Source organism: Luteimicrobium sp. DT211, assembly GCF_049844995.1.
Lineage (GTDB): Bacteria > Actinomycetota > Actinomycetes > Actinomycetales > Cellulomonadaceae > Luteimicrobium.
In genome coordinates this window covers 568,059-591,420 of sequence record NZ_JBNCMC010000001.1, presented here as the reverse complement: position 1 = coordinate 591,420, position 23,362 = coordinate 568,059, and the positions used below count along the sequence as shown (strand labels likewise).

Annotated in this window: 15 protein-coding genes; 8 read left to right on the top strand and 7 right to left on the bottom strand. The window is 73.9% G+C overall.

The window, feature by feature from the left end; all coding sequences use genetic code 11:
- Positions 1 to 200 precede the first annotated feature (200 nt).
- From ACLQ14_RS02720 to ACLQ14_RS02705, 4 genes are all read left to right on the top strand, one after another.
- The gene (locus ACLQ14_RS02720) at positions 201 to 1,460 is read left to right on the top strand and encodes an SGNH/GDSL hydrolase family protein (protein ID WP_425809619.1); all 1,260 of its coding nucleotides are present in this window, start codon (positions 201 to 203) and stop codon (positions 1,458 to 1,460) included.
- Positions 1,461 to 1,621: 161 nt separating this feature from the next.
- Entirely contained in the window at positions 1,622 to 1,942 is a 321-nt protein-coding gene (locus ACLQ14_RS02715; RefSeq protein WP_425809617.1) for a metal-sensitive transcriptional regulator, read from the top strand.
- A 23-nt stretch (positions 1,943 to 1,965) separates the two neighbouring features.
- A complete protein-coding gene (locus tag ACLQ14_RS02710) occupies positions 1,966 to 2,190 on the top strand; it encodes a heavy-metal-associated domain-containing protein (RefSeq protein ID WP_425809615.1) in 225 nt (74 codons plus the stop codon).
- A gap of 31 nt (positions 2,191 to 2,221) precedes the next feature.
- Positions 2,222 to 4,723 (top strand): heavy metal translocating P-type ATPase, encoded by a 2,502-nt coding sequence (locus ACLQ14_RS02705; protein WP_425809613.1) that lies wholly within the window; start codon positions 2,222 to 2,224, stop codon positions 4,721 to 4,723.
- A gap of 1 nt (position 4,724) precedes the next feature.
- Here the strand turns inward: ACLQ14_RS02705 and ACLQ14_RS02700 are convergent, their stop codons facing one another.
- Together ACLQ14_RS02700 and ACLQ14_RS02695 are read right to left on the bottom strand one after the other, a co-directional pair.
- The gene (locus tag ACLQ14_RS02700) at positions 4,725 to 6,134 is read right to left on the bottom strand and encodes a DHA2 family efflux MFS transporter permease subunit (protein ID WP_425809611.1); all 1,410 of its coding nucleotides are present in this window, start codon (positions 6,132 to 6,134) and stop codon (positions 4,725 to 4,727) included.
- Positions 6,135 to 6,197: 63 nt separating this feature from the next.
- Positions 6,198 to 7,475 carry a hypothetical protein gene (locus ACLQ14_RS02695; RefSeq protein ID WP_425809609.1) on the bottom strand — a complete coding sequence of 426 codons (1,278 nt, stop codon included), beginning with the start codon at positions 7,473 to 7,475 and terminating at the stop codon, positions 6,198 to 6,200.
- A 179-nt stretch (positions 7,476 to 7,654) separates the two neighbouring features.
- On the opposite strand from ACLQ14_RS02695, the gene ACLQ14_RS02690 reads away from it, so the two are divergent.
- The gene (locus tag ACLQ14_RS02690; protein ID WP_425809607.1) at positions 7,655 to 8,488 is read left to right on the top strand and encodes a CPBP family intramembrane glutamic endopeptidase; all 834 of its coding nucleotides are present in this window, start codon (positions 7,655 to 7,657) and stop codon (positions 8,486 to 8,488) included.
- 74 nt (positions 8,489 to 8,562) lie between these two features.
- On the top strand, positions 8,563 to 9,807 hold the full coding sequence (locus ACLQ14_RS02685) for an NAD(P)/FAD-dependent oxidoreductase (RefSeq protein WP_425809606.1): 1,245 nt from the start codon (positions 8,563 to 8,565) through the stop codon (positions 9,805 to 9,807).
- Here ACLQ14_RS02685 and ACLQ14_RS02680 read toward each other — a convergent pair.
- Positions 9,788 to 11,812, bottom strand: coding sequence for a beta-galactosidase (locus tag ACLQ14_RS02680; protein WP_425809604.1), 2,025 nt, complete (start codon positions 11,810 to 11,812; stop codon positions 9,788 to 9,790). The two genes, ACLQ14_RS02685 and ACLQ14_RS02680, sit on opposite strands and share 20 nt — an antisense overlap.
- Positions 11,813 to 12,064: 252 nt before the next feature.
- Here ACLQ14_RS02680 and ACLQ14_RS02675 point away from each other — a divergent pair, with 252 nt between their 5' ends.
- Positions 12,065 to 13,123, top strand: coding sequence for a LacI family DNA-binding transcriptional regulator (locus ACLQ14_RS02675; protein WP_425809602.1), 1,059 nt, complete (start codon positions 12,065 to 12,067; stop codon positions 13,121 to 13,123).
- A 663-nt stretch (positions 13,124 to 13,786) separates the two neighbouring features.
- On the opposite strand, the gene ACLQ14_RS02670 is transcribed toward ACLQ14_RS02675, so the two are convergent.
- Genes ACLQ14_RS02670 through ACLQ14_RS02655 form a run of 4 tightly spaced genes read right to left on the bottom strand, consistent with a single transcriptional unit; the run spans position 13,787 to position 19,954 of the window.
- Positions 13,787 to 16,165 carry a glycosyl hydrolase family 95 catalytic domain-containing protein gene (locus tag ACLQ14_RS02670; RefSeq protein WP_425809600.1) on the bottom strand — a complete coding sequence of 793 codons (2,379 nt, stop codon included), beginning with the start codon at positions 16,163 to 16,165 and terminating at the stop codon, positions 13,787 to 13,789.
- Between the two features lie 5 nt (positions 16,166 to 16,170).
- On the bottom strand, positions 16,171 to 17,184 hold the full coding sequence (locus ACLQ14_RS02665) for a carbohydrate ABC transporter permease (protein WP_425809598.1): 1,014 nt from the start codon (positions 17,182 to 17,184) through the stop codon (positions 16,171 to 16,173).
- Complete coding sequence (locus ACLQ14_RS02660) at positions 17,181 to 18,287, bottom strand: ABC transporter permease (RefSeq protein ID WP_425809596.1); 1,107 nt, start codon at positions 18,285 to 18,287, stop codon at positions 17,181 to 17,183. Before ACLQ14_RS02660 ends, ACLQ14_RS02665 begins: the two co-directional genes overlap by 4 nt.
- Entirely contained in the window at positions 18,284 to 19,954 is a 1,671-nt protein-coding gene (locus ACLQ14_RS02655) for a sugar ABC transporter substrate-binding protein (RefSeq protein WP_425809594.1), read from the bottom strand. The genes ACLQ14_RS02660 and ACLQ14_RS02655 overlap by 4 nt, the downstream gene beginning before the upstream one ends.
- A gap of 370 nt (positions 19,955 to 20,324) precedes the next feature.
- Here ACLQ14_RS02655 and ACLQ14_RS02650 point away from each other — a divergent pair, with 370 nt between their 5' ends.
- Entirely contained in the window at positions 20,325 to 23,315 is a 2,991-nt protein-coding gene (locus tag ACLQ14_RS02650; RefSeq protein WP_425809592.1) for a glycoside hydrolase family 3 C-terminal domain-containing protein, read from the top strand.
- Positions 23,316 to 23,362: the final 47 nt, after the last annotated feature.

The following is a 23,362-nucleotide window of genomic DNA, read 5'->3' as shown; positions in this document are numbered from 1 at the left end:
GACGCTGCGTCGGTGCAGGTCCGGCACGGTGGGCGGTCGTGCGGCTCTTCGGGTCCATCGTCGTCCTCGCGCCCGCCGACCGCGCGCCGAGGCACGGGCAACTCGCGTTGCCGGTGCCGGCGCTCCGGCCTACGATCCATTCCGACAACGCTGTCATGTCGGTCCGCGTCCTGGACCGACGCTCACCAGGAGGTCCAGCAATGCACGCTGTCCACCGTTCGAAGTCCCGCGCGCCCCGCCGCGCCAGGCTCGCCGCCCCGGTCGCCCTCGCCACGGCTGCTCTCGTCGCGACCGCCGTCGCCCCTGCGGGTGCCGGCACCCCGCACGATCCTCCCGCGTCGGGCGGTCGCAGCTGGGTCGCGACCTGGGGCATGTCGCCGAGCGGCAAGGTCGACAACGGATGCGTGAGCTGCACGATTCGCGACGTCGTCCACACCAGCGTGGGCGGCGACAAGGTCCGGGTCCACCTCTCCAACGTGTTCGGCACCGCACCGCTGGTCGTCGACGAGGCGACCGTGGCGCTGCCGGTGACGCCGGACACGGCCCAGGTCCAGCCCGGCACCATGCGGGCGCTGCGCTTCCACGGCGCCGAGAAGATCACCATCCCCGCCGGCGAGAGCGTGGTGAGCGACCCGGTCAAGCTCGACGTCCCCGCGGACCATGACCTGCTCGTGTCGACGTACACCCCCGGCTACTCGACGCCGATGACGTTCCACCCCAGCGCGCAGCAGGACTCCTACTTCACGTCCGGCACCAACGCGACCGAGGCCACGTCCGCCGCCGCCCTGCCCCAGAAGACCCAGGCCTGGCACTTCGTCACCGGGGTCGACGTCGCCGGATCGGGCGCCCGCGGAACCGTCGTCGCATTCGGCGACTCGATCACGGACGGCTACCAGTCGAGCGGCAACGTCGACCATCGGTGGCCCAACTTCCTCGCCGGGCGCCTGAACGCCGAGAAGCACCCGCTCGCCGTGGTGGACGCCGGCATCGGCGGAAACCGCGTGCTGCTGGACGGCGGCGACGGCTTCGGCCCGGCGGCGGTGGATCGCTTCCAGCGCGACGTGCTCGACCAGACGGGCGTACGCACTGTGGTCATCCTGCTCGGGATCAACGACATCCAGCAGGAGCCGCACCAGCTCGACGCCGCCAAGATCACCGCGGGGCTGAGCACGATGGCGGCGATGGCGCACGCCCGGGGCATCCGGGTGCTCGGCGGCACGCTCACGCCGTTCGAGGGTTGGTCGACGTACGACCCGTCGGAGGAGGCGACCCGCCAGGGCGTGAACGACTGGACGCGGACCACGCACGACTACGACGGCTACGTCGACTTCGACAAGGCGGTGCGCGACCCCGCGGACCCTCACCGCATGCTGCCCCTCTACGACTCCGGCGACCACCTCCACCCGAACGATCTGGGCTACGCGGCGATGGGCGACGCGGTCGACCTCAGCTCGCTCTAGGCAAAGCCCCGGGGCACGCGCGGCCCCCAGCTCGAGCCAGGGTCGCGGCACGCCGGCGCGGCCCTGGCTCGTTCCGTCGATCCGGCGACGCCTTGACTTGATACCCGCTGGGGGTATATTCGCATCTATCAATACCCCCCACCGGTATGCTGGAGGATCCGATGAGCCCGACGCACGAGCACCCCGCGGCGACCACCCCTGCCCGCGGCTATGCGCAGGACAAGGAGGCCTACCTCAAGCGCCTGCGCCGCATCGAGGGCCAGGTCCGGGGCATCGCCCGCATGGTCGACGAGGACGCCTACTGCATCGACGTCCTCACCCAGGTCTCCGCCGTCACCAAGGCGCTCCAGGCCGTGAGCCTCGGTCTCGTCGAGGACCACCTCGGCCACTGCGTCGTCGACGCCGCCCGCGAGTCCGACGAGGCCGGCCAGGCCAAGGTCCGCGAGGCCGCCGACGCGATCGCCCGCCTCGTCCGCAGCTGACCCACCACCGAAGGAGAACCCCCATGAGCACCCAGCTGACCCTCGACGTCTCCGGCATGACCTGCGGCCACTGCGCCCAGTCCGTCACGAACGAGCTCACGGCGCTCGACGGCGTCGCGTCCGTCAACGTCGCCCTCGTCCCCGGCGGCACGACCCCGGTCACGGTCACCACCGACGCCGCGGTGAGCGAGGACGCGCTCCGCGCCGCCGTCGACGAGGCGGGCTACGCCGTCGTCGGCATCCACTGAACCGTTCTCCCGGAGGAGGCGACCTGACGCCGTGACCACCCACCCCACCTCGGGACACCCCGCCGAGGAGATCGACCTGGCCGTCGAGGGCATGACCTGCGCCTCGTGCGTGACCCGCGTCGAGAAGAAGCTGTCCGCGCTGCCCGGAGTGTCGGCGACCGTCAACCTGCCGCTCGAGTCGGCGCACGTGGTCCTCGAGCCGGGTGCCGCCACCTCCGACGACGACCTGGTCGCCGCCGTCCGCAAGGCCGGGTACGACGCGCGGGTCACCGGGCGACACGGGGGCGAGCCGGCCCCCGCGGCGCACCATGACCACCACGAGGGCATGTCCCACGACATGCCCGGCATGACCGACGAGGAGATGGCGCTCTCCGGGCACTCGATGGCGCCCGGGCACGTCATGGTCGAGGGCGAGGACACCTCCGCCCCCACGCCCGACCGCGGGCAGGACCTGCTCCGCCGGCTGCGCGCGTCGGCGGTCCTCGCGGTGCCCGTCGTGGCGCTGTCGATGATCCCGGCGCTCCAGTTCGACGGCTGGCAGTGGGTCGTCGCCGTTCTCGCGCTGCCCGTCGTGACGTGGGGGGCGTGGCCGTTCCACCGCGCCGCCTGGCGCGCGGGCCGGCACGGGTCGTCGACCATGGACACGCTCGTCGCGCTCGGCGTCATCGCCGCGACCCTGTGGTCGCTGTGGGCGCTGCTGTTCGGCGGCGCGGGCGAGATCGGCATGGAGATGCGGCCCACGCTCGTGCCGTCGGCCGCCCACCCCGGCGCCACCCCCGAGCTGTACTTCGAGGTCGCCGTCGTCGTGACGACGTTCCTGCTCGCGGGCCGCTACGCCGAGTACCGGTCGCGTCGGCGCTCGGGCGACGCGCTGCGGTCGCTGCTCGAGCTGGGCGCGAAGGACGTCGCGCGGGTCGTCACCGGCCCCGGCGGGGAGCGCTCCGAGGAGCGCGTCCCGATCACCGCTCTCGCCGAGGGCGACCTGTTCCGGGTCCGCCCGGGCGAGAAGGTCGCGACCGACGGCGAGGTCGTCGAGGGGCGCAGCGCCGTCGACACGTCGCTGCTCACCGGCGAGCCCGTCCCCGTGGACGTCGCCCCCGGCGACGCCGTGACCGGCGCGACCGTCAACACGTCCGGCACGCTGGTGGTCCGCGCGACGCGCGTCGGCGACGAGACGACGCTCGCCCAGATCGGGCGCCTCGTGGCGCGCGCGCAGACCGGCAAGGCGCCCGTGCAGCGGCTCGCCGACCGCATCTCCGCGGTCTTCGTGCCCGTCGTCCTCGTGATCGCGCTCGGCACGCTCGCCGCCTGGCTGATCGGCGGGTCGAGCGTGCAGATGGCGTTCACCGCCGCCGTCGCGGTGCTGATCATCGCGTGCCCCTGCGCGCTCGGCCTCGCGACGCCGACCGCCCTGCTCGTCGGGACCGGCCGCGGCGCGCAGCTCGGCGCGCTCATCAAGGGCCCGGAGATCCTCGAGTCCACGCGCCGCGTCGACACCGTCGTGCTCGACAAGACCGGCACCGTCACCGAGGGCCGCATGAGCGTCGAGGGTATGGACGCCCCCGCCCCGACCCGCGAGATACCGAGAAACGCGCGAGATACCGAGTCTGCATCGGTATCTCGGCCGAATCTCGGTATGTCGGCGGAGGACGCCTTGCGGTACGCCGGGGCGGTCGAGGCGCTCAGCGAGCACCCCGTCGCGCAGGCGATCGCCGCGGCAGCCCGCGAGTCCGCCGGGTCCGCCGGGCTCCCCGACGTGACCGGCTTCCGGAACCACGCCGGCGGGGGCGTCGAGGGCACGGTCAGCCTCGGCTCCGGTCCCATGCCCGACGACGGCGCTCACCACGTGCTCGTGGGTCGCCCCGCGTGGCTGGTTGAGCAGGGTCAGGTGGTGGGCGACGAGGTGGCGCACGCCGTCGCTGCCGCGCAGGAGTCGGGCGCGACGGCCGTCGTCGTCGCGTGGGACGGCGCCGCGCGCGGCGTGATCCGGCTGCGGGACACGGTCAAGCCGACGTCCGCGGACGCCGTCGGGCAGCTGCGCGAGCTCGGGCTGCGGCCCGTCCTGCTCACCGGCGACAACGCCCCGGCGGCCCGGGCGGCGGCCGCGGCGGTCGGCATCGCCGAGGACGACGTGATCGCCGACGTCCGCCCCCAGGACAAGGTCGCGGTCGTCGAGCGGCTGCAGGGCGAGGGCGGGGTCGTGGCGATGGTCGGCGACGGCGTGAACGACGCCGCGGCGCTCGCGCAGGCCGACCTCGGCCTCGCGATGGGCACCGGCACCGACGTCGCGATCGAGGCGAGCGACATCACGCTCGTCCGCGGGGACCTGCGGGTCGCCGCGACCGCGATCCGGCTGTCGCGCGGCACGCTCCGCGTGATCAAGCAGAACCTGTTCTGGGCGTTCGCGTACAACGTGGCGGCGATCCCGCTCGCGGCCGCCGGACTCCTCAACCCGATGATCGCGGGGGCGGCGATGGCCGCGAGCTCCGTGCTCGTCGTCGGGAACTCGCTCCGCCTGCGCCGCGCGGGCTGAGTCAGCGCGCAGGGAACCGTTCCGCGGCGAGCTGGGCGCGCAGCCGCACGGCCGACAGCACGACGGCCGCGGCGGACGCCGCCACGGCGACCCACAGGACGTTCATCGCAGCCGAGGCCTGGGTCGCGACCGACCCGGCCTCGGCACCCGCGATCACGAGCGCCATCGAGACGACGGCGGCCCCGGTCGACTGGCCGACCGTGCGGTTCGTGTTGAGCACCGCCGACGCGCTCGCCGCGTGCTCGAGCGGCGCGGCCGCCATCATCGACCGGTTGTTGGGGCTCTGGAAGACCCCGAAGCCGAGCCCGCAGACGCCTGTGGAGACGAGGACGAGCCAGGTGGGCGGGGCGGTCCCGAGGAGCGCGCACATCACCAGCCCGCCCGTGAGGACGACGAGCCCGACGAGCGCCGGGTACGCGGGACTGACCCGGTCGGCGACCCGCCCGGCCAGGGGGGCGACCAGCACGATGACCGCTGGCCACGGCGTGAACAGCAGCGCGGAGTGCAGGGGCGTGACGTCGTACGCGCTCTGGAACAGGAAGGGCAGCGCCACGAACGCGATGCCCTGGGCGACGAACGACGCCCACGCCGTCGCGACGGTCAGGCTGAAGAGGCCGCTGAACAGGCCCAGCGGGATCAGGGGCCGCACGGCCCGGCGTTCCCGGCGGACGAACAGGACCACGAACGCCGCGGAGACGACGAGCAGCCCGACAGCGAGCGGCAGCGTGCTCGGAGACGCCAGCTCGCGAAGACCCACGAGGAACGACGCGATCGCAGCGGCGACCAGCACCGCGCCGGGCGTGTCGTAGTCGCCCCACCGGGGCTGCCCCTTCGGCACGACGACGTACGCGAGCACCCACGCGACCACGCCCACGGGCACGTTGATGAGGAACAGCCAGGGCCAGCGCGCCCAGGCGAGGATCACACCGCCCAGCGCCGGCCCGGCCGACGTGCCGATCGCGACGGTCATCGCGTTGATGCCCAGCACCTGGCCGAGCTTCTCGGGCGGGAAGATCCGCCGGAACAGCGGGATCGCGACAGCCAGGATCACGGCCGACCCCAGCCCTTGGACGACCCGGAACGTCACGAGGAGCCCGAGACTGGGCGCGAGCGCGCACGCGAGCGAGGCGAGCGTGAAGATCGGCAGTCCCACGAGGTACATGCGACGGCGTCCGACCTGGTCGCCGAGCGCCGCTGTCGCCGGCACCGCGCAGGCCACCGCGAGCAGGAACGCGGTCGCGACCCACACGGTCTCCGACGGCGCGACGTGCAGGTCCGTCGAGAGCTGCGGCAGCGCGACGTTGACGATCGACGTGTCGATGGTCCCCATCAGGGTGCTCAGGAGGATCGAGACGAGCGCCAGGTTGCGGCGCGCGGGCGTCATGACGACGCGTGGGGCGGTGCTGGACATCGCCATCAACTTACCGTTTCGCAACTACCTCGGTCGGCCGCGCCCAGCCCTCGAGCGGACCGGTCAGGAGGTCGCGTCCGCCTGCGACCCGGCACCGGACGCGGCGTCCGCGCCCGCGAGGGCGTCCGACTGCGTCGTGGGCGCCGTCGTCGCTGGGCTCGTCGGCTGGGTCGACCCCGCGCCGTCGGACGCGCCGTCCGAGCCGGTGGAACCCTGGTCGCCCGTCGAGGTGCCGTCCTGCGACCCGGTGCCCGTCGACCCGGAGGAGTCGGAGCCCGTCGAGCCCGAACCCGTGGAACCCGACGAGTCGGACCCGGTCGAACCACCGTCCGTCGAGCCGTCGCCCGTCGAGCCCGTGCCCCCAGAGCCCGTGCCGCTCGAGTCGCTTCCGGTCGAGCTGTCCGGGGTGGTCGTCGGCTGCGGGGTCGACGTGGTGCCGTCCTTCGCTCCGTCGCCCGTCGAACCCGTGCCCGACGAGCCCCCGTCGCTCGGGTCCTTCGTCGTGGTCGACGTCGGCGCGGGCGCGCTGCCGCCGCCGCTCCGGCTCCCCGTCACGTCGGAGATGCTCGTCCCGGACCCGTCCGTGCCGTGCAGCACGTTCGTGAGCGGCTTGCCGGCGACCAGCTCGACGACCGTCACGGCGGCGACGATCGCCGCGAAGAGCGAGATCGCCGCGACGACGAGCCGGCGTCGCACGCGACGCTTCGCCGCGTGCGCCTCGGCGTCGTCGGCCGAGCCGGAGCCGACGGGCGGAGTCGCGCCCGAGCCCGACGAACCGGTCGCCTCCGGCCCCCCACCGCTCCGCGCGCTCGACGACGCGCCGCTCACCGCGGTCGTCCGCGCGGCCTCGGCCGCCGATGCGCCCGCGCCCAGGCGGGCGCCGGTCCGGAGCGCGGCCGCGACCTTCTCGTGAGCGCGCAGCATCGAGCGCTGGTAGACGAAGTTGCCCAGCACCGTGAGGACCGACGCGAGGCCCGCCCCGATGATCGTGCCCGCGACCCCGAAGTACGACAGCAGCAGCGTCGACGACACGGCGGCGAGCGCCGACGCCGTGATCTGGACGCCCGACGGCCGGGGTGCGCGCTCCTGGATGCGGTCCGCGACGTCGTCGGCGGCGTGAGCGTCGGGGACGTGCGTTCCCTGTGTCGACGCCTCGCCGGGAGCGGGCGTGCGCACCGGGAGCGTGGACGTGGGCAGCGCGGTGCGCCCGGCGGACGCCTGCGCCTGCGGGTGCGCGCGGACCGACCGCCGCGGGGGGATCGAGGGCGGCAGGGGCCGGGTGGTGGTGACGTCGTCGTCGTGGTCGGGGACGGGGGGAACAGGCTGAGTACGAGGCGTCACAAGGCGTTTCGGGTCGAGGCGCGGACAGGTTCGGAGGTCCTCGGCGGACGTCCCCTCCACGGTACCGAGCGGCCCCCGACGGTTGGCTGAGGACGTCGCACGCGCCCCGTGACGATCGTGTGGACGACCGGTGCACCCACCCACCGCGCGCGGGCAGGTCGCGGTGCTATAACCGCAGCATGACGACGACGCCCGCTCCCCCGCCCGCGGCGCCGACCACCGCTCCGGACGCCGGGCCGACCCCGCCGTGGCTGCGCCGCCCGCGGATCGTCGCGGAGATCTGGATCCTCCTCGGCCTCAGCCTCGGCCAGTCGGCGGTGTACGCGATCGTGGCGCTGATCGCGGCGCTGAGCCAGGGTCCGCTCAAGGGCCAGTCGACCGCGATCAACACGAGCCAGTCCGCCCGCCCGTACCTCGACCTCACGTACCAGGTGCTGAGCATCGTGTTCACGCTCGTGCCCGTGGTGCTCGCGCTGTACCTGCTGTCGAACCGCGGCCGCTCGGCGACCCGCGCGATCGGGTTCGACCTGCACCGGCCCGGCAAGGACCTCGCCTGGGGCGCGGGCCTCGCCGCCGTGATCGGCATCCCCGGCCTGGCGTTCTACGTCATCGGCCGGGCGATCGGGATCACGGTCGAGATCCAGGCGTCCGCGCTCAACGCGTACTGGTGGACCGTCCCGATCCTCGTGGCCCGCGCGATCATGAACGCGCTGCTCGAGGAGCTCATCGTCGTCGGGTACCTGCACGAGCGGCTCACCGACCTCGGCTGGGGACGTCTGAAGTTCGTCGCAGCGAGCTCGGTGCTGCGCGGCTCGTACCACCTGTACCAGGGCTGGGGCCCGTTCTTCGGCAACATGGCGATGGGCGTCCTGTTCTCGTGGTTCTACACGTCACGGTGGGGCAGGCACCGGGTGATGCCGCTCGTCGTCGCGCACACGATCCTCGACGTCGTGTCGTTCGTCGGGTACGCGCTGCTGCCGCAGAGCTGGAAGGACGCGCTGGGCATCACGTGACCCGGCCGGGCGCCGTCGTCGGGCGCACCCCGCCAGGGGAAGCAGCCGCGCGCCGGTGGTCGTACCGTCGAGACATGGCAGCAGCGAAGATGGAACCGGACGTCATCGTGGTGGGAGGCGGCTTCGCGGGGGTCGCGGCCGCCCTGAAGCTGGGCCGGGCCGGAGTGCGGACGCTCCTGCTCGACACCAACGGCTACATGCAGTTCCAGCCGCTCCTCTACCAGCTCGCGACGGCGCAGGTCGGCGAGTCGGCGATCGCCCGCCCGCTGCGCTCGATCTTCAAGGGGCTGCCGGCCGTGCGGGTGCTGCGCACGGAGGTCACGAAGATCGACGCCGCCCAGCGCTCCGTGACGACCGCCGACGGCGACACCTTCCAGGCCCCGTCGCTCGTGGTCGCGTGCGGCGCCGTCCCCAACTTCTTCAACACGCCCGGCGCCGAGGAGCTCACGTACCCCCTCTACTCCGCGCACGACGCGCGGCGCCTCGGGAACGCGCTCGTCGACCTGTTCGACCGCGCGGACACCGACGGCACGCCGGTGCGGATCGCCGTCGTGGGCGCCGGCCCGACGGGCGTCGAGACGGCGGGCGCGATCGCGGAGAACATCCGCTACGTCATCCCCGAGCTCTACTCGAAGCAGCTCGCGGACCGCAGCTCCGTGGCGCTCGTCGACATGCTGCCCCACCCGCTCATGCCGTTCTCGGAACGGTCGCAGCAGTACGCGGCCGACCAGCTCGAGAGCCGCGGGATCACGCTCGCGCTCGGCTCGCCCGTGACGGCGGTGTCGTCGGACGGGCTGACGCTCGGCGACGACAAGCTGCCTGCGGAGCTCGTCGTCTGGGCGGGCGGGCTCAAGGCGGGCGCGCTGCTCGCCGAGTCCGGCCTGCCGCAGGGGCGCGGCGGCCGCATCGACGTCCGCCCCGATCTCACGGTCGAGGGCTTCGAGGGCGTGTACGTGCTGGGCGACGCCGCGAACATCACCGACGCGCGCGGCGACCACCTGCCCCAGCTCGGGTCGGTCGCGAAGCAGTCCGGCAAGTGGGCCGCGAAGAACATCCTCGCGACGCGCGCGGGCGGCACGCCGCAGCCCTTCGGCTACGTCGACCGCGGCTACATGGCGATGATCGGCCGCGGCGCCGCCGTGGCAGAGCTCGGACGCCAGCGCGCGTTCCTCGGCGGCTTCCCCGCGTTCCTGGCGTGGCTGGGGGTGCACCTGGTGCTGCTGTCCGGCTGGAACCAGCGCATCCGCGCCGTCGCGTCGTGGGTCCCCGACTACATCACGCAGTCGCGGCCGCACGTGTTCATCGGCCAGCGGGACTGACCCGCACCGCCGCGACGCCGCCCGGCTCCAGCCCGACCCGGCCGTCCACGACCGCCGCGCCGAGCAGGTCCTCGACGGCGCCGGGGACCGTCACGTCCCGGGCCACGTCGTCGGCGTTGAGCAGGAAGACGACGTCGCCGCGCACCGCCGCCTCGACCCCGGCCGGCAGCCCGGGCACGGGGGCTGCGAGCCCGGCGGCGCGGGCGCAGTCGCGGACCACGCGCCCCAGCACGTCCGACGGCGGCACCGTGCTCACGTACCAGGCCTCGCCGTCACCCACGGACCGGCGGAGGATCGCGGGCTCGCCGTCCAGGCCGGCGCCCGCGTAGGCCGCGAGCACGTCGGTGTCGCGGGCGACGACGCGCTCGGACCACGTGTCCGCGATGAACTCCCCCCACGCCTCGCTGCGGACGCGGACGCCGCCCTCCGGCAGGGGCCGCCAGTCCTCGCCCGCGACGCCCAGCACCTCCGTCCACGGTCCGGGGAACGGGCCCGTCCGCACGCGGCCCGTCGGGTCCTGGACCGCGGCGAACGGCCCGACGAGCAGCACCCCGCCACGCGCGGGGACGCGCGCGAGGTTCGCGGCGTCGTCGTCGGACACGAGCTGCAGCGCGGGAACCACCACGAGGTCGTACGCGTCGAGGTCCGCGCCGGGCGGGACGACGTCCACGGGGATCCCGTCCTCCCAGAAGGGCCGGTGGTAGGCCTCGAGCTGGTCGGTCGCGCGCAGCCGCTCGGACGGGCGCGCCGGTAGCTCGGACGCCCACAAGGACGGCCAGTCGAAGACCAGCGCCGCCCGGGCCGCGACCCGCGTCCCCGCGACGGGACCGAGACGCCCGAGCAGCGCGCCCTGGTGCCGGACGGCCCGGTGCAGCCGGGTGTCGGGGCCCGCGTGCGGCAGCATCGCCGAGTGGAACTGCTCGGACCCCGCGGCGGACGCACGCCACTGGAAGTAGCAGACGCCGTCGGCCCCGTGGGCGACCGCGCGGAGCGAGTCCTGCAGCATCTGGACGGGCGACTTGGGCACGTTGTGGGGGCGCCAGCTCACCGCACCCGCCGCCTGCTCGAGCAGCAGCCACGGCCGCCCCTTCCCGACGCCGCGCAGCAGGTCGTGCGTCAGGGCGGTGCGGGCGGGCGTGGGGTGCTCGGGGTCGGCGTAGTGGTCGTCGGACACGACGTCGAGGTCGGCGGCCCAGGAGTGCTGGTCGACCCCGGGGAAGAAGCCCATGAAGTTCGTGGTCACGGGGACGTCGCCGGCGCGGCGCAGCTCGACGGCCTGGAGCCGGTACAGGTCGAGCATCCGGTCCGACGTGAAGCGGCGGAAGTCGAGCAGCTGCGCGGGGTTGTGCACGTAGGGCGCGGCGCGCGGCGGGACGACCTCGGACCAGTCGGCGTAGCGCTGGCTCCAGAACGTCGTGCCCCACGCTTCGTCGAGGCGGTCGAGGGCGCCGTGGCGTGCGCGCAGCCAGTCGCGGAACGCGTCCGCGCACAGGTCGCAGAAGCACGTCTGCCCGAACTCGTTCCCGACGTGCCAGAGCTCGACCGCAGGGTGGTCGGCGTAGCGCTCGGCGAGTGCACGCGCGACCGTCACGACGGCGTCGCGATAGGCCGGTGCGCTGGGGCAGAAGTGGTTGCGCGAGCCGACGCTCATCCGCACCCCGGCCGCGTCGACCGACGACGTCTCGGGGTGGAACCGCGCGAGCCACGGCGGCGCCGACGCGCTCGGGGTGGCGAGGTCCACCCCGATCCCCGCGGCGTGCAGGAGGTCGAGCACCTCGTCCAGCCAGTCCCAGGTGAACCGGCCGGGCTCGGGCTCGATCGACGCCCACGAGAACACGCCCACCGTGACCAGGTTGACCCCGGCCTCCCGCATGAGCGCGACGTCCTCGCGCCACACCTCGCGCGGCCACTGCTCGGGGTTGTAGTCCCCGCCGTAGAGCAGCTCGTGGCGGCCGGTGACGACGTTCGCGGGGAACGGGTTCGCGGGGGACGACGGGGTGGGCACGGTGCCTCCGTTGGCTCGGCTCTGACGATGCTGTCGCGGGCGGCGCCACGCACTGTCGAAGCGCTTCAACGCCGCGGCTCATCCTCGCACGACCGTAGGCCAGGTCACCAGTACCCTGACATCCTTGTCAACTGCACCATTCGGCCGCTCACCGCGACGCGGCGCGCACGCCCGCACGGCGTCGAATTCACCCATCGATGGGGCCGGAAACCGTTCGATGTCCGGGACGGGTCGACGGCTACACTCGACCCCATGGCAACGATCGCCGACGTCGCACGGCTCGCCGGCGTCTCCTCGTCCACCGTGAGCTACGTGCTCTCCGGCAAGCGCCCCATCTCGGCGCCCACGCGGGAGCGCGTCGAGCGGAGCATCCGTGAGCTCGGTTTCAGCGCGCACGCCGGGGCGCGGGCGCTCGCCACCAACGAGACGAACGTGATCGGCCTCGTCGTCCCGCTCCGCGCCCTCGAGACGAACTCCGCCACCGTGATGGAGGTCGTCACGGGCGTCATCACCGCCGCGCGCACGTACGGCGACGACGTGCTCGTCCTCACCGAGGACGACGTCGAGAGCATCCAGCGTCTCGCGTCCAGCTCGCGCGTCGACGCGCTCGTCCTCATGGACGTCGAGCGGCACGACCCGCGCCTCCCGCTGCTCGGCGAGGTCCGGCAGCCCGCCATCCTCATCGGGGTGCCCAGCGACACGCACGGGCTGTCGTGCGTAGACCTGGACTTCGCGGCCGCGGGGCGGCTCGCCGTCCAGCACCTCACCGGCCACGGGCACACCGGCATCGCCCTGCTGGGAGCGCCCGAGAGCGCGGTCCGCCGCAGCGCCAACTACGCCGTCCGGATCATCGACGGCTTCCGCGGCGAGGCCGGGCGGGCCGGGGTCCGGCACACCGTCGTGCCGTGCGAGGGCACGTACCCCGGGGCCGCCGAGGCCGTGGCGCGCGCGTTCGACGAGGTCGAGGACCTGACCGCGCTCGTCGTCCACAACGAGGCGGCCATGCCGGGCGTCCTGGACGCGCTCGCACGCCGCGGGCTCTCCGTGCCCGGCGACGTCTCCGTGCTCGCCGTGAGCCCGCTCGACCTGGCCGAGCACCTGGCCGTCCCGCTGTCCGTGATCGACGTCCCGAGCGTCGAGATCGGCCGGATCGCCGTCGCCATGGCCGTCGAGCGCGAGGATGACGCCCGACCCACCGAGACGCGGCTCCTCGCCCCCGCCCTCACCGAGAACGGCAGCTGCGCCGCACCCCCCCTCGAGGTAGGCCACACGCCCCCCGCCGACGGTGGACGTCCCGTTCGCCGATGGTGACGTCCGGTTCGCCGATGGTGACGTTGCGCGCGCCGACGGTGACGTCGGGCGCCCGTGGTTGGGACGGGCGGTTCGGGGGTGTGGCCCTTGCGCCGTCGTCCCACCCCCACAGCCGGCCGGCTTCCCGCCACCGCCCCGCGGCGGCACGTGCGCCGAGGTCGAGGGTTTCTCGCCGAAGACGAGCCGAAAGCCCTCGTTCTCGACGCAGAACCCTCGACCTCGGCGCTGGGCTCCGACCCGTCACCGTGCCGAGCATGCGGTTGGCCACCCGTTCGGCGGCGAACATGCGCTCGGCCTCCCCGCCCGGTGCCGACCATGTGCGCAGACCCCTTCTCGGCGTCGAACATGCGCGTACGCGCATGGTCGGCTGCTGGGGTGGTGGCGTATACGCATGGTCGGCGGCCCAGGTGGGTGGTGCCCATCGCATGGTCGGAGTGGCGGGTAGAGCCCATCGCTGGTCGACGACGGCGCAGTCGGGCTACCGAGGCGAGGTGACGGCTGGAGCGGGTGGGGGCGGGCAGGTGGTGAAGGACGTCAAGGAGCCGGAAGGCCCCCAGGGGCCTGAAGGCGACGCAGTCCGAACCGCCTGTCCGCACCCACCCGCGGACCCGACCACAGGACGCCCGACGTCACCATCGGCGAACCGGACGTCACCGTCGGCGGTCAGAGCTCTGCCAGGTCCCGGCCGAGGCGGACCGGCCGGCCCTCCAGCAGGGTGAGCTCGCGCTCCGCGCCGCCGTGCACGACGCGTCGGGTCGTGTCGCGCGCCGGGCGCAGCACGAGCTCCGCGAGCGCGCCGCCGGCCCAGCGCACGTCGACGACGACGCCCCCGTGGGTCCGCACTCCCGTGATCGAGCCGTCCCGCCAGCCGGGCGGGAGCGCGGGCAGGACTTGAAGCCGGGCGCCGGTCGAGGAGACGAGCGCCTCGGTGAGGCCGGCGACGAGCCCGAGGTTGCCGTCGAGCTGGAAGGGCGGGTGCGTGGAGAACAGGTTGGGCAGGAGCCCGCCGGCCCAGGGCCCGGCGTCGTCGCGGGCGGGACCCAGCGCCTGGCCGAGGAGCTCCTCGACGGCGCGTCCCTGCCCGAGCCGCGCCCGCAGGGCCGTCTTCCATGCGAGCGACCACCCGGTGGAGCCGGGGCCGCGGGCGTCGAGGGACCGCGACGCGGCGACGGCGAGGTCGGGCGTGTCGTCGACGTCGAGCTGGTCCAAGGGGTAGAGGCCCACGAGGTGCGAGAGGTGCCGGTGGTGCGGGTCGACGGCCTCGACGTCGCCCGGCCACTCCGCGAGGAGCCCCTCCGTGGTCACCGCGGGCAAGGGCAGACGGCTCAGCGCACGCGTCCACTCGCCCACCTCCCCGGCGTCGAGCCCGAGCGCGGCGTCGTCGCCCAGCTCCGTGGTCGCCGCCACGCAGCTCTCGAGCAGCGCGCGCACGAGCGCCACGTCCATCGTCGAGCCGGCGCACACGGCGCCCGTCGAGGACGCCGAGCCCGTCGCCCGGCGGAACACGTTCTCGGGCGAGCTCGACGGGCTCGGCACCAGGCCGCCGTCGGGCGTCTCGACGAGCCAGTCGACGCAGAAGCGCGCGCAGTCGCGCAGCAGCGGCCAGACGTCGCGCAGGAAGTCCCGGTCGCCGGTGACGAGCCAGTGCGACCACAGGTGGGTGCACAGCCACGGGCCGGCGGTCCACCACGCCGCCCACGACGGGTCGCCGGTACCCCCGCCGACGGGGAGCGCCCACCCCCACACGTCGCTGTTGTGGTGCGCGACCCATCCCCGGCAGCCGTAGAGCTCGCGCGCCACGCCCTCCCCCTCGCGCGCGAGGACGCGGACGAGGTCCACGAGCGGACCCACGCACTCGGGCAGCCCGACGGCGTCGGCGGCCCAGTACGCCATCTGCACGTTGATGTTGAGCGTGTAGGCGCTCGACCACGGCGGCTGGACCTGCTCGTTCCAGATGCCCTGCAGCGTGGCGGGCGGCGAGCCCGGCCGGGAGCACGCCAGGAGCGCGTACCGGCCGAACGCGAACGCCGCCTGGGCCCGCGCGGAGAGGGGCTCGGACTCGAGCGCGCCCGGCAGGTCCAGGACGAGGTCGTCGGGGCCGGTGAGCGACAGCGTCGTCCGGTCGACGAGCGCCCGGTGCGCCGCGGTGTGGCGGCCGAGCGCGCGGTCCCCCGCGGCGGCGTCGGCCGGGAGCGCGGCCCGGGCGCGCCCCCACGCGTCGTCGGACGCCGAGCCCGGGTCGCGCAGCGGCCCCGGCTCGGGCCAGCGCGACGTGGTCGCGGTCGCGACGACGACCTCGAGCCAGGTCGCGCCGCGCACGGTCAGCCGGCCGTCGTCGGTCCGGACGGTCCCGTCCGACGAGGCCGCCACCACGGCCGCGGCCACGATCGCCCCGCCGGGTGCGCCCTCCCGCACGACGGCCGGGCCGACGTCGTGCGGGAGCGTGAGCAGGACGCCGACACCGTCGCGGCCGGTCGGGCCGGGCTCGGCGGGGTGCGGGCTGGTGACGGCGAGCGTCACGTCGAGCGGCTCGGCCGCGCGCCACCGGCCGTGGAGGCAGCCGTCGCCCGCGTCCGCATACCAGGCCTGCACGACGTCGACGGCGGCGACCCCGGCGGCCCACGTCTCGGTGACGACGCCGTCGCGCAGGTCGAGCTCGCGGACGCCGACGCCCAGGGAGCCCCGGGCAGGGCCGACGTCGGCGACGACGTCGACGAGCGGTTGGAACGCCTGGGCATGCGGGCCCTGGAGCCGCTGCGCGAGCGCGGTGGCGCGGGCGTCGTCGCCGGCCCGGACGGCGTCGCGCAGGTCGGCGAGGACCGCGGGGCCGGCGCCGTCCGCGAGCAGCGCCGCGAGCGCGTCACGGGGCCCGGCGGGCCCGCCCGACCACGCGGTCGCGTCGTTGACCTGCAGCCGCGCACCGGTGCGCCCGCCGAAGACCATCGCCCCGACCCGGCCGTTGCCGATCGGGAACGCCTCGACCCACTGCCGCGCCGGCCCGACGGCCCGCAGCCGGACCGCCGGGCGGCCGCCCGCCCGCACCGTCGTCAGCCCTTCACGGCGCCGACGATGACGCCCTTGGTGAAGTGCCGCTGCACGAAGGGGTACACGACGAGGATCGGGACGATCGCCAGGATCATGACGGCCATCTTGATGGGGAGCCCGGTCACCGCGCCAGACCCGACGTCGACCTGCCCGACGCCGGACCCCGGCAGGGTCACGCCCTGCAGCACGTAGGACCGGAGCACGAGCTGCAGCGGCCACTTGGCGTTGTCGTTGATGTACAGCATCGCGTTGAAGAACGCGTTCCAGTACCCGACGCCGTAGAACAGCGCGACGACGGCGACCACGGCCCTCGACATCGGCAGGACGATCCGGGCGAGCACCCGCCAGTCCCCCGCGCCGTCGATGCGCGCGGCCTCGACGATCGACGGGTCGATCCCCATGAAGAAGTTCCGCAGGATCAGCACGTTGAACGCCGACACCGCCCCCGGGAGGATGAGCGCCCAGTAGGTGTCGATGAGGTTCAGCGAGCTCACCAGCAGGTAGGTGGGGATGAGGCCCGCCCCGAAGAACATCGTGATGAGGAAGACGAACAGGATCGGCCGGTGCGCGAACGACCCGGGCCGCGACAGCCCGTAGGCGGCGAGCACCGACACGACGACCGAGATCGCGGTGCCGACCGCGGTGACCCCGACGCTCACGAGCGCCGCCCGGGTGACGACGCCGCCCGACAGGATCTCGGAGTACGCGGCGAACGTCAGGTGCCCCGGCACGACGACGAGCCCGCCCGCGTCCCTGGTCTGCTGCGTCGTCGAGAAGCTCGTGAGGAGGACGGTCCACAGCGGGAACAGGACGACGAGCACCACGACGGTCAGCACGACCGCCTTGGTGATGCGTCCGGCGGTGCTGGGCTCCTCCTCCCACACGGGCCGGTACTTGTTGCGTCGGGGGCGCCTGCGAGGGCGGTCCGGCTGCGCGCGCCGGGACGCGGCGTCGGGCAGGACGTCCGACGGCACCTGCATGACCTCGGTGCTGATCTCCGGTGACTGTCCACTCATGACCGCTTGTACACCCCCGACTCCCCGAACACGTGCGCGAGCTTGTTCGCCCCGAGGACGAGCGCGAGGCTCACGATTCCCTTGACGAGCCCCGCCGCGGCGGCGAAGCTCCAGTCCCCGTAGATGACGCCCTGGTAGTAGACGTACGTGTCGATCACCTCGGACACGTCGGACCCGACGGCGTCGCGCTGCAGGATGAGCTGCTCGAAGCCGACGGTGAGCGCGTCCCCGAGCCGCAGGATGAGCAGCAGGATGATGACGGGCCGCAGCGCGGGCAGCGTCACGTGCCACATGCGGCGCCACCGACCGGCGCCGTCGACGACGGACGCCTCGTAGAGCTCGGGCGACACCGTGGTGAGCGCCGCGAGGAAGATGATGATGCCCCAGCCCGCGTCCTTCCAGATGGACTGCGACGTGATGAGCACGAGGAACGTGTGCGGGTTCGTCATGAGGTCGAACCCGCCGCCGCCGTGCTCGCTCAGGACCTGGTTGACGAGGCCGGCGCCGCCGAAGAGCTGCTGGAAGATCGTCACGACGAGCACCCACGAGAAGAAGTGGGGCAGGTAGACGATCGACTGGACGATGGTGCGGATGCGCGGCGACATGACGCTGTTGAGCAGCAGCGCGAGCACGATCGGCACGGGGAAGTAGAAGAGCAGCTGGAACACCGTGATGGTGAGCGTGTTCCCGACGGCGTTGAGGAACGCCGGGTTCGTGAACACCCGCTCGAAGTTCGACCAGCCCACGAACGGGCTGTGCAGGAACCCCGTGTACGGCGAGTAGTTCTGCCACGCGATGACGTTCCCGGCCATCGGCACGTACGCGAAGACGGCGAGCAGCAGCACCGCGGGCAGCGTCATGAGGATGAGCGAGCGGTCCCGCCGCAGGCGGACCCGCCAGCTGATCGTGCGTTCGCCGGCGCGGCGCGCGCGCCGGGTGCGCCGGGTGCGCCGGGCGCTGCCCGACGACGGCGCAGCACCCGCGGGGTCGACGTCGCCCGACGACGGCGCGGGGCCGGCGGGCCCACCGCCCCCGGCGGGCCGACCGGTCGTGGTCCGGTCCGACGTGCCGGGGGCGACGGGGGCGGTGCGGGGCGTGGTCACTGCTCGGAGTCCAGGATCTTCTGGTAGAAGTCGCGGAGCTGGTCACCGCCCGAGGACTGCCACGTCTTGATCGCGGCGTCGAGGTCGGAGGAGCTCTTGCGCCCGCGCGCGTAGTCCTTCTCGAGGTCGGTGAACGGCTGCCCGAGGGACGCGTACTGCGGCGGCTCCACGATCTGCTCCGCGAAGAACAGGGGCTCCTGGACGACCTGAGCGGCGCCGGCCATCCAGGTGCAGTAGGCCTCGACGAAGCCCGGGTACTGGACGAACGAGTTCGCGACCGGCCCGTCGACGAGGAACGTGTAGGTCGGCTGGAGCTCGGTCGCGGCGAGCTTGGTGGGGACGGGCAGCCCGTCCTTGTCGCGCGTGAAGTGGACGCCCTCGACACCGTTGTTGATGGTGTCGAACTCCGTGGTCCCGAAGGGCGCCGCGAGCAGGTTGGCCAGCGCGAGGAGCTCCTCGATCTTGGCCTTGTCGTCGTTCTTCTTGAGGAACGAGAAGATGTTGACCGGGTTCGCCTGCCACAGGACCGGGGCGGTGCCGCTCGTGCCGGTCAGCGGGGCGAACGGCTGCTGGGCGTAGTCCGGGTTGTTCGCCAGGTTGTCGCGCAGGGCCTCGTGCCACCCGCCGACGCCGTCGGACGCGATGAGGGTCTTGCCGGACTGGAACCGCGACTTGGCCTCGCCGGCGTTCGCGGCGACCGCGTCGGGGTGCACGGAGCCGCTCGCGAAGAGCTTGCGGTTCCACTCGAGCGCCTCGCGGTACTCGTCGGTCTCGACGCGGTTGACGAGCTTGCCGTCGACGAGCTTCCACTTGGGGACGACGGCGAACATCTGGGTGGCCGTGGTCCACAGGTCCTCGGCGCCCCACACCTTGCCGCCGGTGAGCTCCTTGGCGAGGGCGAGCAGGTCGTCGGCGGTCTTGACCTGGGACGCGTCGATGCCCTTGGCGTCGACGACGTCCTTGCGGTAGAAGGTCGCGTCCGTGAGGATCTCGCCGGGGAACGGCAGCGCGTAGAGGCGGTTGTTGAAGACGCCGTACTTCCAGGCCGCCGTGGGGATGTTGGCGAGGTTCGGGTACTTCTTGACGTTGTCGCCGGACAGGAAGTCCGTGAGGTCCTGGAAGAGGTGGGGGACGATCTCGGAGCCGAAGCGGGGCGGGACGTTCCAGGTCGGCACGCACACCCAGTCCGGCACGTCCTTGGCCGATGCGAGCGTGGTGGCGAGCTTGTCGCCGTACGTGTTCCCGTCGGAGATCTGGAACTTGATCGTCGAGCCGAGCATGCCGTTGACGGCCTCGTAGTACTTGTTGCCGGCGACGGGCGGGATGGTGCCCCACAGCGGCGTCATCGCCGTGAACGTGGAGCCCTTGCCGGGCTTGGTCTTGACGGACTGGACGAGCGGGCTCGGGATCTTCGCGTAGCCGGGGGTGGACCCCTTGACGCTCGCGAAGTCCGGCTTCGCGTACTCGACGGGGACGAAGGCGGGCAGCACGCCCGCCGAGACCTTGGCGGCGTCGGTCGGGTCGACGCTCTTGGCGCCCGTGCCGCAGGCCGACAGCAGCGACGGCACTCCGATCACGGCGGCGCCCGCGGCGATCATCCCGAGGAAGGACCGTCGCCCGACCTCGATGTCACCGGCCCGGCCGAGACGCGGGTGGGGGTTGTTCATGGTCGTCCTCACTCCCTTGTGCAGGCGGTCCCCCGGGCCGTGCCCGGGCGACGATGTTCGACATTCGTCGTCGAAGCGGTTCGATGCGCGACCCTAGCGGCATCCACGACGCCCGCGCAAGACCGTGCTGCGGTTCCGTGACCGTTTCGTTTCCCTGCGTCGCGGCGGTTCGCGAATCCGTGGCATCATTCCGGCTCAGAAGCGCGACGGCCGCACCCTGCCGGGGCGCCGGGGCGGCTCCGCGCGGCTCCGACACCCGGGTTCGATGCCGCATCGACGCTGCGCTTCGACGAATGGATCGACGGGCTCATCGACGAGCGCGCGGCCCACCAGACCACCCCGACGACCCGACCGCCCGAGGAGGACCACCGTGGCCGACGGCGCCCCCGTCTCCGAGACCGCCCTGGACGTGCCGCCCTACCGCGACCCGGCGCTGCCCGCCCCCGAGCGCGCCGCCGACCTCGCGCGCCGGCTCACCCGCGACGAGAAGATCGCGATGCTCCACCAGACCGCCCCCGCGGTCGAGCGGCTCGGGCTCGCGGCCTTCCGCACCGGCACCGAGGCGCTGCACGGCGTCGCCTGGCTCGGGACCGCGACGCTCTTCCCGCAGCCCGTCGGCCTCGCGGCCACCTGGGACGCCGACGTCGTCACCCGGGTGGGCGAGGTCGTGGGCGTCGAGCTGCGCGCCAAGCACGCCGACGACCCGACGATCTCGCTCAACGCCTGGGCTCCCGTCGTCAACCCGCTACGGCACCCGCTGTGGGGCCGCAACGAGGAGGGCTTCAGCGAGGACCCGCACGTCACGGCGTGGCTCGCGACGGCCTACGCGCGCGGCCTGCGCGGCGACCACCCCGTGTACTGGCGGACGGTGCCCACGCTCAAGCACGCGTTCGGCTACAGCAACGAGACCGACCGGGCCGTGACGAGCTCGGAGCTGCGCCCGCGCGTCTGGCACGAGTACGAGGCGCCCGCGTTCCTGGGCCCGGTCCGGGCAGGCGTCGTCGGCGGGGTGATGGCGTCGTACAACCTGGTGAACGGCCGGCCCGCGCACCTGTCGCGCGAGCTGCTCGACGCGCTCCGCGACGCCGCGCCGCACGACCTCCTCGTGGTGTCCGACGCCGCCGCCCCGGGGTTCGTCGTCGACCTCCAGCGCTACGCCGACGACCACGTCGAGTCCCACGCCGCGCTCCTGCGGGCCGGCATCGACTCGTTCACGGAGCTCGCCGACCCGACCGAGACCGTCGAGCGCCTGACCGCGGCCCTCGAGCTCGGGCTCGTCGGCGAGGAGGACGTCGACCGGGCGGTCCGGCACCTCCTCGAGGTCCGCATCCGCACGGGCGAGCTCGACCCCGAGCTGGACCCCTTCGTCGAGCCCGCGGACGCGATCGACCTGCCCCGCCACCGGGCCCTCGCCCGCGAGGCCGCGACCAAGGCCGTCGTCGTGCTCGAGAACGACGGCGCGCTGCCGCTCCCGGCGGGGGCGCGCGTGGCCGTCACCGGGCCGCTCGCCGGCGTCGTGCTCCGCGACTGGTACTCCGGACCCGCGCCCTACACGGTGAGCGTCGCGACGGCGCTCGCCGAGCAGCTCGGGTCCGGCGCCGTCCACGTCGCCGACGGCGCCGACCGCGTCGCCCTGCGCTCGGCCACGACCGGGCGGTGCGTGCGCCCGGTGACGGGACGCGCCGTCCTCGTGGCCGACGCGGTCGACTCGGCGCGGGCCCTGCACGACGTGACGGGATGGGACGACGGCTTCCTCACGCTCCGCTCGGTCGGCGAGGAGGGCTCGGGCGCGCTGTGGACGGGCGCCGACTGGATCGTCCGGGCGAGCGCCGAGCGCGTCGGCGGCTGGGTGGCGCAGGAGGCGTTCCGCCGGCACGTGCACGACGACGGCACGTGGTCGTTCCAGCACCACCTCACCGGCCGCTGGGTCCGGGTGCAGCACGACGAGCAGGGCACGCTGGTGGTCGACGCCGACGTCCTCGAGCAGGCCGAACGGTTCACGCCGCACGCCCTGCGCACCGGCCGCGACGACGTGGCCCGGGTCGCACGGGACGCCGGGACGGCCGTCGTCGTGCTGGGCAACGACCCGCACCTCGGCGGCCGCGAGGCGACGGACCGCGGCTCGCTCGAGCTGCCCGCGTCGATGCTCGCGCTGTGGCGCGCCGTCCGGGAGGCCGCCGCGACCGCGGTGCTCGTCATCGTGTCGTCCTACCCGTACGTGCTGCCCGACGACCTCGACGCGGATGCCGTCGTGTGGTCGTCCCACGGTGGGCAGGAGCTCGGGCACGCCCTCGCGGACGTCCTGCTCGGCGAGCACGAGCCGCGGGGCCGGCTGGCCCAGTCGTGGCCGGCCGCGACCGAGCACGTCGGCGACCTGCTCGACTACGACGTCCTCCGCGCCGGGCACACGACCTGGTACTCCCCGCACGCTCCCCGGTACGGGCTCGGGCACGGCCTGACCTACGGCGACGTGCGGTACGACGACGTCCGCCTGGACCGCGCGTCGGCCGCCGCCGGCGACGTGGTGCGCGCCAGCGTCAGCGTCCGCAGCGCGGGGACGCGCGACGCCCACGAGCTCGTCCAGCTCTACGTCGACGCTCCCGACCTCGGGCTCCCCTACCCCCACCGCCTCGTCGCGCACCGGAGAGTCGTCGTGCCGGCGGGCGCGACCGCGTCGGTCGAGCTGGAGCTCGCGGTGGACGACCTGGCGGTGTGGGACACGGTCGGCCACCGCCGCGCCGTGGCGCCGGGCACGTACACGCTGGCGGCGGGGCCGTCGTCGGCGCTCGTCGGGCCGGCCGCGACGCTCGAGGTCGAGGGCGCACGGTTCTGGCCGCGCCCGTGCCTGGACCGGGACGTCGACCCCGTGGACGCGGACGAGCTCGACGGCCTCGCGCTCTCCGACAGGACCGCAGAGGAAGGCACGTGCGTCCAGGTCGCCCCCGGGCGCACCGAGGGGCGCGCGCTCCTGCGCGAGTGCGACCTCGCCGGCACCGTCGGGCTGACGCTCACCGTCGCCCGCGCCCGGCCGGGCCCCGCGCAGGTGCGGGTCGACGCCTGCACCCCGACGGGGTGGCGCACGCTCGGCTCGGTCGCCGTGCCCGAGCCGGACGACGACGCCGACGACCTGCGACACGCATGGTCGCGCGTGCGGGTCGACGTCCCGTCGGGCTGGGCGCCCGTGCTGCCCGGCGACGTGCGCCTCGTGCTCACGGGCGGCGCGCGGTGCGCGGGCCTGCGGTTCCACGGCGAGGCGTCGAACACGTTCGACGATCCGGCGTCGCCGACGTTCGACAGCAGAAGACCTGATCGCCCCTCGGGGTTGACATCGAGGGACTCTGACCCGCACTATCAGCGTTGAAGCGCTTCGACGTCAATGGAGACCAGCGTGCTCATTCTCTCGACCCG